Consider the following 14156-nt stretch of genomic DNA (forward strand, 5'->3'; position numbering starts at 1 on the left):
TGCTGCGCACTCAATCGCGAGCAGACTCGCGCCCACAGGAGGGCGGCGTCGTGCACAAATCCTATGTGGGCGCGAGCCTGCTCGCGATGCAGGCGCCTCGGTCTTACAGGCGAAACCCAAAATGCATAACCCTTGCGCAATCATCCCGGTCTACAACCACGAAACCGCGATCACTACCGTGGTCGACGCAGTGATCGCAAGCAACTTGCCATGCATTTTGGTAGACGATGCCAGCGACCCGTCCTGCGCGGCGGTGCTTGATCAACTGGCCCAACGCGAAATGGTTTACCTGATCCGCCTCGCCGCGAACCAAGGCAAGGGCGGCGCGGTCATGACCGGTCTGCGCGAAGCCTCGCGCCTGGGCTTCAGCCACGCCTTGCAGGTCGACGCCGACGGACAGCACGACCTGCAAGACGTCGCAACCTTCATCGAACAGTCGCGCGCCCACCCTCGCGCGGTGATCTGCGGCTATCCGCAATACGATGCCAGCGTGCCGAAAGGTCGTCTGTACGCCCGCTACCTGACGCATGTGATGGTCTGGATCAACACCCTGTCGCTGCAGATTCGCGACTCCATGTGCGGCTTCCGCGTCTATCCGTTGCCAGCCACCCTGGCAGTGATCGAGTCAGCGAAGATCGGCAAGCGCATGGACTTCGACTCGGACATTCTGGTGCGCCTGGCCTGGCGCAATCAGCCGATGCAGTGGCTGCCGACCAAGGTGCATTACCCGCTGGACGGCGTCTCGCATTTCCGTATGTTCCACGACAATGTGCTGATTTCGAGCATGCACACCCGGCTGTTCTTCGGCATGTTGCTGCGGGCGCCGGTGATCCTTTGGCGACGGTGGCGGGCATGAGCATCAACGCAGATAAAGAACACTGGGCCGACCGCCAGGAGCGCGGCAGTTTCTGGCTGATGAAGCTCACCGCGTTCGGCGCCAAGGTACTCGGCCGCCGACTGCTGAGCCCGCTGTTGTACGGTATCGTCCTGTACTTTTTCCTGTTCGGCCGCAGTGCCCGCCACAGCGCCTGGCAATATCAACAACGCCTCGCCGACTGGAGTGGTCGCAGCGAACTGCGCCCCAGCCACTGGCGCGTATTCGGTCAGTTCATGGCCTTCGCCGATTCGATGCTCGACAAGCTCGACGTGTGGAACGGCAAGCTGAGCATCGAGCAGATCGAAATCATCGATCCGGCATTGCTGCGCAATCAGCTGCGCGGCAGCCGCGGGCAACTGCTGGTGGGCGCACACCTGGGCAATCTCGAGGTGTGCCGCGCGCTGGCGGAGATCGGCGAAAAGGTCACGATGAACGTGCTGGTGCACACCAAGCACGCCGAGCAGTTCAACCGTTTGCTGGGCGAAGCCGGGGCGACCAATCTGCGGCTGATCCAGGTCAGCGAACTGGACCCGGTGATCATGCTGCAACTGCACGAGCGCCTGGAGCGCGGCGAGTGGTTGGCGATTGCCGGTGATCGCGTGCCGTTGCACGGCGGGCGCAGCGTGACCGTGGATTTCCTTGGCCATCCGGCAAAGTTTCCGCAAGGGCCGTGGCTGCTGGCCGGGCTGTTGAAATGCCCGGTCAACCTGCTGCTGTGCCTGAAGAAACCCGACGGCGATTACCGGCTGACCCTGGAACCGTTCGCCGACGCGATCACCTGGAAGCGCAGCGACCGCGAACAGGTCATTCATCAGTGGGCGACCCGCTACGCCGAGCGTCTGGGTCACTATTGCCTTGAAGCGCCTCAACAATGGTTCAACTTTTACCCTTTCTGGAAGACCGATGACGACGCCAACGCTTGAGCCGGTAACCTTCGGCGAACTCCCTTTGCGCATCGAAGACGTGCTGGCCCTCGCCAACCGTCAGGTGCCGACGCAGTTGCAGGACGATCCTGCGTACCGCGAGCGCATTGCCAAGGGCGCGCGATTCCTCGATTCCCTGCTGGACAAGGAAGGCGTGATCTATGGCGTGACCACCGGTTACGGCGATTCCTGCGTGGTCGCGGTGCCGTTGCATCACGTCGAGGCGTTGCCCCGTCATCTGTACACGTTCCACGGTTGCGGGCTGGGCAAACTGCTCGACGCCCAAGCCACCCGCGCGGTGCTTGCGGCGCGTTTGCAGTCGCTGTGCCACGGCGTGTCCGGGGTGCGCGTGGAACTGTTGGAACGCCTGCAAGCGTTCCTCGAACACGACATTTTGCCGCTGATCCCGGAAGAAGGTTCGGTGGGCGCCAGCGGTGATCTGACGCCACTTTCGTATGTGGCCGCGACCTTGTCCGGCGAACGCGAAGTCATGTTCCGTGGCGAACGCCGCCAGGCCTCGGACGTACACCGCGAACTCGGCTGGGAGCCGCTGGTTTTGCGCCCCAAAGAAGCCCTCGCGCTGATGAACGGCACCGCCGTGATGACCGGCCTCGCCTGCCTGGCCTACGCCCGCGCCGATTACCTGCTGCAACTGGCGACGCGCATCACCGCGCTGAACGTGGTCGCGCTGCAAGGCAATCCGGAGCACTTCGACGAGCGCCTGTTCGCCGCCAAACCGCATCCGGGGCAGATGCAAGTCGCCGCGTGGCTGCGCAAGGATCTGGCGATCGACGCGCCGACCGCGCCGCTGCATCGCCTGCAAGACCGTTATTCCCTGCGCTGCGCGCCCCACGTGCTCGGCGTCCTGGCCGACAGCCTGAACTGGCTGCGCTCGTTCATCGAGATCGAACTCAACAGCGCCAACGACAACCCGATCATCGACGCCGAAGCCGAGCGCGTGCTGCACGGTGGGCACTTCTACGGCGGCCATATCGCGTTTGCCATGGACAGCCTGAAAAACCTGGTGGCCAACGTTGCCGACTTGCTCGACCGTCAACTCGCGTTGCTGGTGGACGAACGTTACAACCATGGTTTGCCGAGCAATTTGTCCGGCGCCTCGGCGGATCGCGCGATGCTCAACCATGGCTTCAAAGCCGTGCAGATCGGCACCAGCGCCTGGACTGCCGAAGCGCTGAAAAACACCATGCCGGCCAGCGTGTTTTCGCGTTCCACCGAATGCCACAACCAGGACAAGGTGAGCATGGGCACCATCGCCGCCCGCGATGCCATTCGTGTGCTGGAGCTGACCGAACAGGTCGCCGCCGCTACTCTGCTCGCCGCCAATCAAGGTGTGTGGCTACGCAGCAAAGCTGAAGATGCCCGCCCATTGCCACCCGCCCTCGCCGCCATGCACGAAGCGCTGGCCAAGGACTTCCCGCCGGTCATCGAAGACCGCGCGCTGGAAGGCGAATTGCGCCTGTGCCTGAAACGGATTGCCGAGCAACACTGGAGGCTGCATGCGTAGCAAAGGAGTGCTTCACACCGATACGGAAATCCTCGTGCCGTTCTTTGACGTCGACACCATGAACGTCGTCTGGCACGGCCACTACGTCAAATACCTGGAAGTCGCTCGTTGCGCGCTGCTGGACAAGATCGGCCACAACTACACGGCGATGGTCGAGTCGGGTTACGCCTGGCCAGTGATCGACCTGCAATTGCGCTATGTGCGCGGCGCGGTGTTTGGTCAGAAGCTGAACGTGCGGGCGAATCTGGTGGAGTGGGAAAACCGTCTGAAGATCAATTACCTGATCAGCGATCTGCAAACCGGTGAACGTTTGACCCGCGCCAGTTCCGTGCAGGTTGCGGTGGACATGAGCAGCCGCGAAATGCAGATGGCTTCGCCCAAGATCTTCACCGACGCCGTCGAGAGGGCCCTGCCATGATTTTCTCTCCCCCCCGTTCCCCTGTGGGAGCGGGCTTGCCCGCGATGGTCGTTAACGATAACGCTGGGCACCTGACACTCCGTGGCGCTCTCAAGCTTTTCGCGAGCAAGCTCGCTCCTGCAGTATTGTGCGTGTTGCTGGGCATTCCAGGGCTGGCTCACGCCTTCGACCTGCAACAACTCAGCGATCAACTGGCCAGACCCGATGTGATCCACGGCCACTTCATCCAGGAAAAACACCTGCGCGCCCTGCCCCAGCCGTTGACCAGCAAGGGCACCTTCGTCCTCGCGAAAAACCACGGCCTGCTCTGGCTGCTGAAAACCCCGCTGCAACAGGATTACCGCATCACCGACAAAGGCATCGCGCGACGTGACGCCAGCGGTTGGCAGATGCTGCCGGGCAAGAGTGCCGGTGCCGAGCAGAACCGCTTGTTCCTCGCCGTGCTGCAAGGTGACAGCAGCGGGCTGCAACGAGACTTCGAACTGTCGCTGAGTGGTGAGGCGCAGAACTGGAAATTGACGCTGACCCCACGCTCGCTGCTGCTCAAGCAGGTGTTCAATCAGATCAACATCACCGGCGGCGAATTGGTGAGCACCATCGAGCTGCTGGAAACCCAGGGCGACAGCACTTTGCTGCGCATGCAGGACAGCAACAGCGCCCAACCGTTGAGCGACGCGGAGCAACATGACTTTGCCGAGTGAACGTACGCTTCCACGGCTGTTTCTGATCCTGCTGCTGGCGGTGCTCGCGCTCGCCGGCTGGCAATGGCGCGACGGTGCTCCGCTGTCGGCCAACCTGATGGAATTGGTGCCGGGCACCGCGCCGGACGCACTGGAGCTGCGCGCCGAACAACGCATGCAAGAACCGCTGAACCGCGAAATGCTGGTGCTGGTCGGTCACACCGATCGCCAGCAAGCCGTCGCCATGGCGCAGAAACTGGGCGAGCAGTGGCAGGCCAGCGGCCTGTTCGAAAAGGTCCAGTGGACTCTGCAAGCCGACTTGCCCGCGTTGCGCACGCAACTGCTGCAAGGCCGGTTGGCGATGCTCTCGGCGATGGATCGCCAGCAACTGATCGAACACCCCGACGCCTTTATCCAGCAACGGGTGCAGGCGCTGTTCGACCCGTTCACCGGTTTCAGCCTGGTGCCGAGCCAGGATGACTGGCTGGGCCTGACCGGGCGCATCCAGAACAGCCAGCCGCAACACGGTTCGGTGCAACTGGACATCGGCAGCGGCGCACTGGTTGCCGATGCCGATGGCAAGAGCTGGGTGATGCTGCGGGCCCGCACCACCGGCAATGCCTTCGACATGAACCTGCCGCTGCAAGTAGCTGACCTGCTCAAGCACAGCCGCGAAGAAGCGGCTCAGAGCGACGTGCAACTGCTGGCGGCCAGCGGTTTGCTCTACGCAGCAGCCGGTCAACAACAAGCCACCCGGGAAATGACCTGGGTCGGCGGCGGCGCCACCGTCGGCATTCTGTTGCTGTTGCTGCTGGCCTTCCGCCGCTGGCGGGTGCTGCTGGCGTTCGTTCCGGTACTGGTGGGCATGCTGTTCGGCGCGGTGGCGTGTGTGGCGCTGTTCGGCCGCATGCATGTGATGACGCTGGTGCTCGGCTCCAGCCTGATCGGCGTCGCGGTCGATTACCCGCTGCACTATTTGTCCAAGAGCTGGAGCCTGAAACCCTGGCACGCCTGGCCTGCGTTGCGCCTGACGTTGCCGGGGCTGACGCTGAGCCTGATCACCAGTTGCATCGGTTACCTCGCACTGGCCTGGACGCCGTTCCCGGCCCTGACCCAGATCGCCGTGTTCTCCGCTGCCGGGCTGCTCGGCGCGTACCTGTCGGCGGTGTGTCTGTTGCCCGCGCTGCTCAAGGGCTCGGATTTGCGTCCGGCGCAATGGCCATTGCGCGTCGCCGACTATTTGCTGGCACTGCGCGAAAAGCTGTTGAAATTCGTCCGAACGCCAGTGCTGCTGGGGCTGCTGATTGCCTTCTGCGTGGGCGGTCTGTTGCAGCTCGACAGCAAAAACGATATTCGCCAATGGGTCGGCGCACCGCAGCAATTGACGGACGAAGCCCAGACCATCGCGCGCATCACCGGTTACCAACCCACCAGCCAGTTCTTCCTGGTGCGAGCGTCCAATCAACAAGAATTGCTCGAACGCCAAACCGCGTTGAGCGAGCGGCTGGATCAGTTGATCAATCTGGAAAAACTTCAGGGCTATCTGTCACTGAACCAACTGGTCAGCCAGCCAAACGTGCAACTGCAAGTGCGCGAAGCGCTGAACAAGTTGCCGCAATTCTGGCAACCGTTGCTCGATGTCGGCGTGCCGCTTGAAGCACTGAAAACCGAGTTGGCGAAGTTGCAGGCGTTGCCAGTCGAAGACATCGACAGCGCACTGACCGGTCCGTTGGCTGAACCGTATCGCGCCTTGTGGCTGGGCCCGACCGAAGACGGCGTAGCGGCGATGGTCAGCCTGCAAGGCCTGAACAACCCGGCGCTGCTGCGGGTGCAGGCGCTGGATCTGCCGGGGGTGGAACTGGTGGATCGTCTGGGCGAATTGAACAACGTTTTCGCCAAAACCCAGATCAGCGCCGCCGAACTGAAACTCGCCTCGTGCGTGTTGATCGTGCTGGTGCTGATTCTGCCGTTCGGCCTCGGCGGCGCGCTGCGCATCGTCGCCCTGCCGCTGTTGGCAGCATTGTGCAGCCTCGCCAGTCTCGGCTGGCTGGGTCAGCCGCTGACGTTGTTCAGCCTGTTCGGCCTGCTGCTGGTGACGGCGATCAGCGTCGACTACGCGATCCTCATGCGCGAACAAGTCGGCGGCGCCGCCGTCAGCCTGCTGGGCACCTTGCTGGCGGCGTTGACCACGTGGCTGTCGTTCGGATTGCTGGCTGTGTCCAGCACCCCCGCGGTGAGCAATTTCGGGTTGTCGGTGAGCCTCGGCCTGGCGTTCAGCTTCATCCTTGCGCCGTGGGCCGGACGGCAGATACATGCGACCACCGTCGCGGAGTCGGCAGCGTGATGGTCGTGCTGTTCTGGGCAATGGCCCTGGCGCTGTTCGCCGTGGCCACCCGTCTCGGGCGTCACTTCGGTTTGATCCCGATCGTCAGCCAGTTGTTGCTGGCCACCGTCGGTTTGCCGCTGCTGATGTACTTCTGGATCGAACCTCAGTGGCACTTGAGCGGCGCGACGCTGGTCGCACCGATCTGGCTGAAAAACCTCTACAGCCTGAGTTTCGCGCTGTTGCTGGGCTACATCCTCAGCGACGTGATTGATCTGCGCCTTGATCGCCAGAGCCTGAAAATCGCCCTGCCGAGCTTCTGCTTTCCGTTTGCCTGCGGCCTGGCCACGGCGATCTGGTGGCTGCCGCCACAGCCGTGGATCAGTTCTTTGGCGGTCGGCCTGCTGTTCGCCATTACCGCGATTCCGGTGTTGTACCTGTACCTTCGGCATATCGATTACCCGGTCGCCGCCACCCGGCGACTGGTACAAACCGCGATCCTCATCGACCTCACGTGCTGGACCGTGTTCGCCATTGCCCAGGGCAGTCTGCACTTGAGCAGTCTGCTGCTGCCACTGGCCGGCGCGTGCCTGCCCGTGCTGCTGCGAGTTCTCGGCTTGCGCCAACCACGACTGTACAGCGGGTGTTTCTTTGCGCTGCTGGTGGTGGCCGAGCACTACAAACTCAATGCGCTGATTTTCGGCATCGGTTACTTGTTGTGCATGGCCGCGCTGAAAGTGCCGCTGGTGCTGCCCATGCCGGCGGTGTGGATGAATCGCCTGCAGACCTACATCGCGATCCCGCTGATCCTGACGTTCGGCATCGTGCAGATCAACGTCCACAGCGCCATGGACAGCCTGAGCTGGGCACAACTGGCCGCACTGCTGCTGTTGCCGATTGCCAGCAAACTGCTGGGCAACTGGCTGGGACTTGGCTGGGCCGGCGCTTCGTTTGCCGGCGCCAGCCGCTGGCGCGAAAGTGTCCTGCTGAATATTCGCGGCTTGAGCGAGATTGTCTTTCTCAACCTGCTGCTGCAACAACACCTCATCAGCCCGCCGCTGTACTTTGCGCTGATGCTGATGGGCCTGATCGCAACACTGCTGCCGGCATTGGCCGGCATGCACCGAATCCCTTTGAAAGCTGCCGTCCCGGCAAGGAGCCCCCATGCCAATCGTTGAAATGGAACGTCGTCAGGTAGTGATCATCGGCGCCGGCCCATCGGGCGCCATCGCCGCCGCGCTACTCAAGCGCAAGGGGCATGACGTGCTGGTGATCGAACGCCAGCATTTCCCACGGTTTTCCATCGGCGAAAGCCTGCTGTCGCACTGCCTGGATTTCGTCGAAGAAGCCGGCATGCTCGATGCCGTCAACGCCGCCGGCTTCCAGTTGAAAAACGGTGCAGCATTTGCCTGGGGCGAGCGCTATAGCGCTTTCGATTTCGGCGACACGTTCAGCCACGGCAAGCCGACCACCTTCCAGGTCCAGCGTGCCGACTTCGACAAACTGCTGGCCGATCAGGCCGCGCTGCAGGGCGTCGAAATCCGTTACGGCGAAGCCATCGTCAGCGTCGATGTCGATCGGGCGAAACCGCAGCTTGGCGTGCGTCGTGAAGACGGCAGCGAGTACGCTATCGAAGCTGACTTCATGCTCGACGCCAGCGGTTACGGTCGCGTCCTGCCGCGCTTGCTCGACCTTGAAGCACCGTCGAATTTTCCAGTGCGACAAGCCGTGTTCACGCACATCGAAGACCATATCGACAGCCCGACCTTCGAACGGGAAAAGATCCTCATCACCACCCACCCGACGCAGCGCGATATCTGGTTCTGGACCATTCCGTTCAGTAACGGCCGTTGCTCGGTGGGTGTTGTCGCGGCAGCCGAACACTATGAAGGCCGCATGGACAATCTGGACGAGTGCCTGCGCGGGTTCATCGCTGAAACCCCGAGCCTCTCCGGCGTGCTAAGCAACGCCGTGTGGGATACGCCGGCGCGCACCATCGGCGGGTATTCGGCCAACGTCAAAACCCTGCACGGTCCTGGCTTTGCACTGCTCGGTAACGCGGCGGAATTCCTCGACCCGGTGTTCTCCTCCGGCGTGACCATCGCCATGCGCTCGGCGAGCATGGCCGCCGCGGTTCTGCATCGTCAGTTGCAAGGGGAAAGCGTTGACTGGCAGACCGAGTTCGCCGAACCGCTCAAGCGCGGCGTCGACACCTTCCGTTGCTATGTCGAAGGCTGGTACGCCGGGACGTTCCAGGATGTGATTTATCACGAGGGCGGCTCGGCGGATATTCACCGCATGATTAGCTCGATCCTGGCCGGTTATGCGTGGGACGAGCGTAATCCGTTCGTCAGCGAAGCCAAGCGCCGGTTGCGCATGCTGTCGGAAATTTGCGCGAGTGATGCCTCTTGAGCTACTTGAGCGACAACTACGTCGAGGAAACCCGCTTCGGGTTCTGGTTCCTGCGCAGCCACACCTGGCAGCACCATGTGCTGCGTGTCGCGATCAATGACCTGCGCAGCCTGTTCAGCGAACCTTTGCCAGCCACTCCGGTGTTGCTGGATGCCGGCTGCGGTCAGGGCAAGTCGTTCCAGTACCTGCGCCAGACCTTTGCCCCACAGCGCCTGATCGGTGTGGACGCCGACCCGCACAGCCTCGACTTGAGCGGCGAAGAAGCCACCCGCCAGGGCATGGACGTGGAGTTGATCGGCAGCGACTGCGCCACGCTGGCCGTGCCGGACGCCAGCGTCGATCTGCTGTTCTGTCACCAGACCTTCCATCATCTGGTGGAACAGGACAAAGCGCTCGCCGAGTTCTACCGCGTGCTCAAGCCCGGCGGTTATCTGCTGTTCGCCGAATCCACCGAGGCTTACATTGATACCTGGGTGATTCGCTGGTTGTTCCGCCATCCAATGCACGTGCAAAAAAGCGCCGCGCAATACCTCGACATGCTTCGTCGCCAGGGCTTCGAATTCGGCCCGCACAACGTGTCTTATCCGTATTTGTGGTGGAGCCGCGCCAAGGATTTCGGCCTGCTTGAACGCTGGGGTCTGCGCCGGCCAAAACCCTTCGGCCAACGGGAAGAAACCCTGGTCAATGTGGTGGCGCGCAAACCGCTTGAAGGTGCTGTGTGATGTTCATTGTCAGTCGCTCAAAATACATACCCTGTGGGAGCGGGCTTGCCCGCGATAGCGGTGGGTCAGTCAACATAGATGTTGAATGTTCTATCGCTATCGCGGGCAAGCCCGCTCCCACAGGGGTAGTGAAAACTCTGAAGTTTCTGCTACTCGGCGCGATCCTGCTGCTGACCGCCTGCGCCAGCCACGCGCCGCTGCCTGAGCAAACCGCGAACCTGCCGTTGCCGCAGCAATTGCACATTCAGCGTCTGCTGGACGGCCAGCGTCAGGACTGGGTGCTGGTGATTGCCCGTGAAGGCCCGGGCATTCGCTGGTCGATGATGGACTTGCTGGGCATTCCACAGGCCCGTCAGAAACTGATCGACGGTCAATGGCAAGCGGACGGCCTGTTGCCGCCCAATCCGGAAGCCCGAGAACTCTTCGCCGCGCTGCTGTTTGCGCTGACGCCCAAGGATGAATTGCACGGTAACTATCCTGACGCCTGGCAGCATGGCGCACAGCGATCCTTGCCGGAACACTGGGAAGTCCGTTATTCACAACCGCTGAGCTTTGAATTGAAACTGCCTAAAGGTCCGATGTATCAAGTCACGCCCCTGAGCGGTGAGACGCCATGACCGCTTACCTCAACGCCCTCGGAGTGATCTGCGCCCTGGGCCGCGACAAGCGCGAAGTCGCGCGCAACCTGTTTGCCGGCGATTGCTCCGGCATGCGCAGCGAGTCTGGCTGGGTGCCGGAACGTTCGTTGCCGGTGGCCGCGGTGCGTGGTGCACTGGCGCCGATCCCGAGGGAACTGGCGAAGCAGAGCAGCCGCAACAATCAGTTGTTGCTGGAAGCTGCGCTGCAAATCCGCGACGACATCGATCAAGCGATCCAGACCTACGGCCGCGACCGCATCGGCGTGATCCTCGGCACCAGCACGTCCGGCATCGATGAAGCCAGTCGCGGCCTGGCCCATTACATCCGCGAACATCAGTTCCCGGACGCTTACGACTATCAGCAACAGGAACTGGGGGCGCCGGCGAATTTCCTTGCCGACTGGCTGCAACTCAGCGGCCCGGCGTATGTGATTTCCACCGCCTGCACCTCCAGCGCCCGAGCGTTGATGAGTGCCCAGCGCCTGCTGGATCTGGGCCTGTGCGACGCGGTGTTGTGCGGCGGTGTCGATAGTTTGTGCAAACTGACCCTAAACGGGTTCTCGGCGCTGGAAGCGGTGTCCGAAGAACGTTGCAACCCGTTTTCGGTGAACCGCAACGGCATCAACATCGGCGAAGCGGCGGTGCTGTTTCTGATGACAAAAAGTGCGGACAACAAGCCGTCGATTGCCCTGCTCGGCAGCGGCGCCAGTTCCGATGCGCACCACATTTCGGCGCCGGAACCGACCGGCCGTGGCGCCCTGCAAGCGATGCGCAAAGCCTTGAGCCGAGCGCATCTGCAGCCCGGGCAGATTGCTTATCTGAACCTGCACGGCACCGCCACCCAACACAATGACGCCATGGAAAGCCTGGCCGTGAAGACGTTGTTCCCGGCCGGTGTGCCGTGTTCCTCGACCAAACCGATGACCGGCCATACCCTCGGCGCGGCCGGTGCGCTGGAGGCCGCGTTCTGCTGGCTGAGCCTGAGCGCGGACAATCAACACTTTGCGCTGCCACCGCATGTCTGGGACGGCCAGCCTGACCCCGAACTGCCAGCCCTGGACTGGGTGACCCCAGCCGATCGCCTGACGTCCATTGCACCTCGCTACTTGATGAGCAATTCCTTTGCCTTCGGTGGCAATAACGTCAGCCTGATTATCGGAGACGCCCCATGATTGACTGGCCGCTCGCCGAACTGCTGCCGCACGCTGGCGACATGATCCTCATCGATCAGATCCTCGCGTTCGATGACGAGCAGATCCACACCCGCCTCACCGTCAAGCCCGATGGCCTGTTCAACCGGCCCGACGGCAGCCTGCCGGCCTGGGTCGGCATCGAACTGATGGCCCAGAGCGTGGCGGCCTACGCCGGTTGCCATGCGCGCCAGCGAGGCGATGCGGTGGAGCTGGGCTTCCTGCTCGGCACCCGCAAATTCGAATGCAATGTCGACCACTTTCCCGCCGGCACCGAGCTGACCATCCACGGCGTGCGTTCGCTGGAAGACGACAACGGCATGGGCGTGTTCGAATGCCACATCAACGCCCCCGGCATTCACGCTACCGCCCGTCTGAACGTGTTTCGTCCACCGCAAGCCGCCCAATACCTTAATGAAACCCCAGGAGTCCGGTCATGACTGAATCCGTACTGGTCACCGGCTCCAGCCGTGGCATCGGCCGTGCCATCGCCTTGCGTCTGGCCCAGGCCGGGCATGACATCGTGCTGCATTGCCGCAGCGGGCTTGCGGACGCCGAGGCCGTGAAAATCGAAGTCGAAGCCTTGGGCCGCAACGCCCGCGTCCTGCAATTCGACGTGTCCGACCGCGCCAGCTGCAAAGCCATTCTCGAAGCCGACGTGGAAAGCCACGGCGCCTATTACGGCGTGGTGCTCAACGCTGGCCTGACACGCGACGGTGCTTTTCCAGCGCTGAGCGAGGATGATTGGGATGTGGTGATGCGCACCAACCTCGACGGTTTCTACAACGTGCTGCACCCGGTGATGATGCCTATGATCCGTCGTCGCGCCGCCGGGCGAATTGTTTGCATCACCTCGGTTTCCGGTTTGATCGGCAATCGCGGGCAGGTCAATTACAGTGCCTCCAAGGCCGGTTTGATCGGCGCGGCAAAAGCGTTGGCGATTGAACTGGGCAAGCGCAAAATCACCGTCAATTGCGTCGCACCCGGCCTGATCGACACCGCCATGCTCGACGAAAACGTGCCCGTGGAAGAACTGATGAAAATGATCCCCGCACAACGCATGGGCACCCCGGAAGAGGTGGCCGGCGCGGTGAATTTCCTGATGTCGGCGGAAGCGTCGTACATCACCCGGCAGGTTCTGGCCGTCAACGGAGGCCTGTGCTGATGAAGCGCGTCGTCGTCACCGGCATGGCCGGCATCACCTCACTGGGCAGCGATTGGGCAACCATCGCCGCCAACTTCGCAGCCAACCGCAGCGGCATCCGCCGGATGGACGAGTGGGATCGCTTTACCGAACTCAACACGCGCCTGGCCGGGCCTATCGACGACTTCAAAGTGCCGAGCCACTGGACCCGCAAGCAACTGCGCAGCATGGGCCGGGTTTCGCGCCTGGCAGTCGGTGCGTCGGAACAGGCGCTGGCCGACGCCGGACTGTTGGGTAACCCGATCATCAAGGACGGACGCATGGGTGTGGCGTGCGGCTCCTCAACGGGCAGCACCGACGAGATCAAGGCGTTTGGCAACATGCTCCTCAACTCCGTGGCCGAAGGCCTGAACGCCAACTCCTACGTGCGCATGATGCCGCACACCACGGCGGCGAACATCAGCATCTTCTTCGGCCTCACTGGCCGGCTGATCCCGACCTCCAGCGCCTGCACCAGCGGCAGCCAGGGCATCGGTTATGCGTACGAATCGATCAAGTTCGGCCGCTTGCCGCTGATGCTTGCCGGCGGCGCCGAAGAACTGTGCCCCACCGAAGCCATGGTCTTCGACGCGCTGTACGCCACCAGCCTGAAAAACGATGCGCCGCAGACCTCCCCACGCCCTTACGACAGCGGTCGCGATGGCCTGGTGATCGGTGAAGGCGGCGGCATGCTGGTGCTTGAAGAGCTCGAACATGCGTTGGCGCGCGGCGCGCACATCCATGCCGAACTGGTCGGTTTCGGCAGCAACGCCGACGGCCAGCACACCACGCGTCCAGAGCAGTCCACCATGCGCCGCGCCATGGAACTGGCCCTGGAAGACGCCGGTTTGCAGCCATCGGACATCGGCTACGTCAATGGTCACGGCACCGCGACCGAACAGGGCGACATTGCCGAAACACTCGCCACCAGCAGCCTGTTCGGCGAACACATGCCGATCAGTTCGCAGAAGAGTTTCCTCGGCCACACCCTCGGCGCCTGCGGTGCGTTGGAATCCTGGTTCAGCATCGAAATGATGAACCGCGATTTGTACGTGCACACCTTCAACCTTGATGAAGTTGATCCGAATTGCGGCAAGCTCGATTACCTGCGCGGTGAATTTCGGCAGATGAGTCATCAGTATGTGATGAACAATAATTTTGCGTTTGGCGGGGTTAATACGTCGTTGATTTTTCGGCGGTGGGCCTAAGCAAAATCAAACGATCGCCGCCTGCAGCGATCGTTTGATTCACCACAGCAAGAAACA

Annotated in this window: 14 protein-coding genes; all 14 read left to right on the plus strand. The window is 62.3% G+C overall.

The features are described 5' to 3' along the window. Positions 1 to 121: 121 nt before the first annotated feature. Genes F8N43_RS20370 through F8N43_RS20435 form a run of 14 tightly spaced genes read left to right on the plus strand, consistent with a single transcriptional unit; the run spans position 122 to position 14099 of the window. Positions 122 to 856, plus strand: a complete 735-nt coding sequence (locus tag F8N43_RS20370; RefSeq protein WP_150632685.1) for a glycosyltransferase family 2 protein — start codon at positions 122 to 124, stop codon at positions 854 to 856. Beyond that, positions 853 to 1800 (plus strand): glycosyl transferase, encoded by a 948-nt coding sequence (locus F8N43_RS20375; protein ID WP_150632686.1) that lies wholly within the window; start codon positions 853 to 855, stop codon positions 1798 to 1800. Before F8N43_RS20370 ends, F8N43_RS20375 begins: the two co-directional genes overlap by 4 nt. Next, positions 1781 to 3325, plus strand: coding sequence for an HAL/PAL/TAL family ammonia-lyase (locus tag F8N43_RS20380; RefSeq protein ID WP_150640028.1), 1545 nt, complete (start codon positions 1781 to 1783; stop codon positions 3323 to 3325). Before F8N43_RS20375 ends, F8N43_RS20380 begins: the two co-directional genes overlap by 20 nt. Then, complete coding sequence (locus F8N43_RS20385; RefSeq protein WP_150632687.1) at positions 3318 to 3743, plus strand: acyl-CoA thioesterase; 426 nt, start codon at positions 3318 to 3320, stop codon at positions 3741 to 3743. Before F8N43_RS20380 ends, F8N43_RS20385 begins: the two co-directional genes overlap by 8 nt. Beyond that, entirely contained in the window at positions 3740 to 4444 is a 705-nt protein-coding gene (locus F8N43_RS20390; protein ID WP_150632688.1) for an outer membrane lipoprotein carrier protein LolA, read from the plus strand. The genes F8N43_RS20385 and F8N43_RS20390 overlap by 4 nt, the downstream gene beginning before the upstream one ends. Next, entirely contained in the window at positions 4428 to 6767 is a 2340-nt protein-coding gene (locus F8N43_RS20395; protein WP_150654263.1) for an MMPL family transporter, read from the plus strand. Before F8N43_RS20390 ends, F8N43_RS20395 begins: the two co-directional genes overlap by 17 nt. Then, positions 6767 to 7924 (plus strand): sodium:proton antiporter, encoded by a 1158-nt coding sequence (locus F8N43_RS20400; RefSeq protein ID WP_150654365.1) that lies wholly within the window; start codon positions 6767 to 6769, stop codon positions 7922 to 7924. The genes F8N43_RS20395 and F8N43_RS20400 overlap by 1 nt, the downstream gene beginning before the upstream one ends. Then, a complete protein-coding gene (locus F8N43_RS20405; RefSeq protein WP_150654264.1) occupies positions 7911 to 9158 on the plus strand; it encodes an NAD(P)/FAD-dependent oxidoreductase in 1248 nt (415 codons plus the stop codon). The genes F8N43_RS20400 and F8N43_RS20405 overlap by 14 nt, the downstream gene beginning before the upstream one ends. After that, entirely contained in the window at positions 9155 to 9880 is a 726-nt protein-coding gene (locus F8N43_RS20410; protein ID WP_150639694.1) for a class I SAM-dependent methyltransferase, read from the plus strand. The genes F8N43_RS20405 and F8N43_RS20410 overlap by 4 nt, the downstream gene beginning before the upstream one ends. After that, complete coding sequence (locus tag F8N43_RS20415; RefSeq protein ID WP_150654265.1) at positions 9880 to 10497, plus strand: DUF3261 domain-containing protein; 618 nt, start codon at positions 9880 to 9882, stop codon at positions 10495 to 10497. The genes F8N43_RS20410 and F8N43_RS20415 overlap by 1 nt, the downstream gene beginning before the upstream one ends. Next, a complete protein-coding gene (locus F8N43_RS20420) occupies positions 10494 to 11690 on the plus strand; it encodes a beta-ketoacyl-[acyl-carrier-protein] synthase family protein (RefSeq protein WP_150639696.1) in 1197 nt (398 codons plus the stop codon). Before F8N43_RS20415 ends, F8N43_RS20420 begins: the two co-directional genes overlap by 4 nt. Continuing rightward, positions 11687 to 12148 carry a hotdog family protein gene (locus F8N43_RS20425; RefSeq protein WP_150632694.1) on the plus strand — a complete coding sequence of 154 codons (462 nt, stop codon included), beginning with the start codon at positions 11687 to 11689 and terminating at the stop codon, positions 12146 to 12148. The genes F8N43_RS20420 and F8N43_RS20425 overlap by 4 nt, the downstream gene beginning before the upstream one ends. Then, positions 12145 to 12873, plus strand: coding sequence for a 3-oxoacyl-ACP reductase FabG (gene fabG, locus F8N43_RS20430; protein WP_150632695.1), 729 nt, complete (start codon positions 12145 to 12147; stop codon positions 12871 to 12873). The genes F8N43_RS20425 and fabG overlap by 4 nt, the downstream gene beginning before the upstream one ends. After that, positions 12873 to 14099: a beta-ketoacyl-ACP synthase gene (locus tag F8N43_RS20435; RefSeq protein WP_150639697.1), complete on the plus strand. Its 1227-nt coding sequence runs from the start codon at positions 12873 to 12875 to the stop codon at positions 14097 to 14099. The genes fabG and F8N43_RS20435 overlap by 1 nt, the downstream gene beginning before the upstream one ends. Positions 14100 to 14156 lie beyond the last annotated feature (57 nt).

The sequence above is a fragment of the Pseudomonas fluorescens genome (genome assembly GCF_902498065.1).
Classification (GTDB): Bacteria; Pseudomonadota; Gammaproteobacteria; order Pseudomonadales; family Pseudomonadaceae; genus Aquipseudomonas; species Aquipseudomonas fluorescens_BJ.

What these genes read in the sequence shown, in the direction of transcription:
- F8N43_RS20400 (WP_150654365.1), top strand. Translation starts at nt 6,767, where the DNA reads ATGGTCGTGCTGTTCTGGGCAATGGCCCTGGCGCTGTTCGCCGTGGCC.
- F8N43_RS20390 (WP_150632688.1), top strand. Translation starts at nt 3,740, where the DNA reads ATGATTTTCTCTCCCCCCCGTTCCCCTGTGGGAGCGGGCTTGCCCGCG.
- fabG (WP_150632695.1), top strand. Translation starts at nt 12,145, where the DNA reads ATGACTGAATCCGTACTGGTCACCGGCTCCAGCCGTGGCATCGGCCGT.
- F8N43_RS20435 (WP_150639697.1), top strand. Translation starts at nt 12,873, where the DNA reads ATGAAGCGCGTCGTCGTCACCGGCATGGCCGGCATCACCTCACTGGGC.
- F8N43_RS20395 (WP_150654263.1), top strand. Translation starts at nt 4,428, where the DNA reads ATGACTTTGCCGAGTGAACGTACGCTTCCACGGCTGTTTCTGATCCTG.
- F8N43_RS20380 (WP_150640028.1), top strand. Translation starts at nt 1,781, where the DNA reads ATGACGACGCCAACGCTTGAGCCGGTAACCTTCGGCGAACTCCCTTTG.
- F8N43_RS20385 (WP_150632687.1), top strand. Translation starts at nt 3,318, where the DNA reads ATGCGTAGCAAAGGAGTGCTTCACACCGATACGGAAATCCTCGTGCCG.
- F8N43_RS20425 (WP_150632694.1), top strand. Translation starts at nt 11,687, where the DNA reads ATGATTGACTGGCCGCTCGCCGAACTGCTGCCGCACGCTGGCGACATG.
- F8N43_RS20420 (WP_150639696.1), top strand. Translation starts at nt 10,494, where the DNA reads ATGACCGCTTACCTCAACGCCCTCGGAGTGATCTGCGCCCTGGGCCGC.
- F8N43_RS20370 (WP_150632685.1), top strand. Translation starts at nt 122, where the DNA reads ATGCATAACCCTTGCGCAATCATCCCGGTCTACAACCACGAAACCGCG.
- F8N43_RS20415 (WP_150654265.1), top strand. Translation starts at nt 9,880, where the DNA reads ATGTTCATTGTCAGTCGCTCAAAATACATACCCTGTGGGAGCGGGCTT.
- F8N43_RS20375 (WP_150632686.1), top strand. Translation starts at nt 853, where the DNA reads ATGAGCATCAACGCAGATAAAGAACACTGGGCCGACCGCCAGGAGCGC.
- F8N43_RS20405 (WP_150654264.1), top strand. Translation starts at nt 7,911, where the DNA reads ATGCCAATCGTTGAAATGGAACGTCGTCAGGTAGTGATCATCGGCGCC.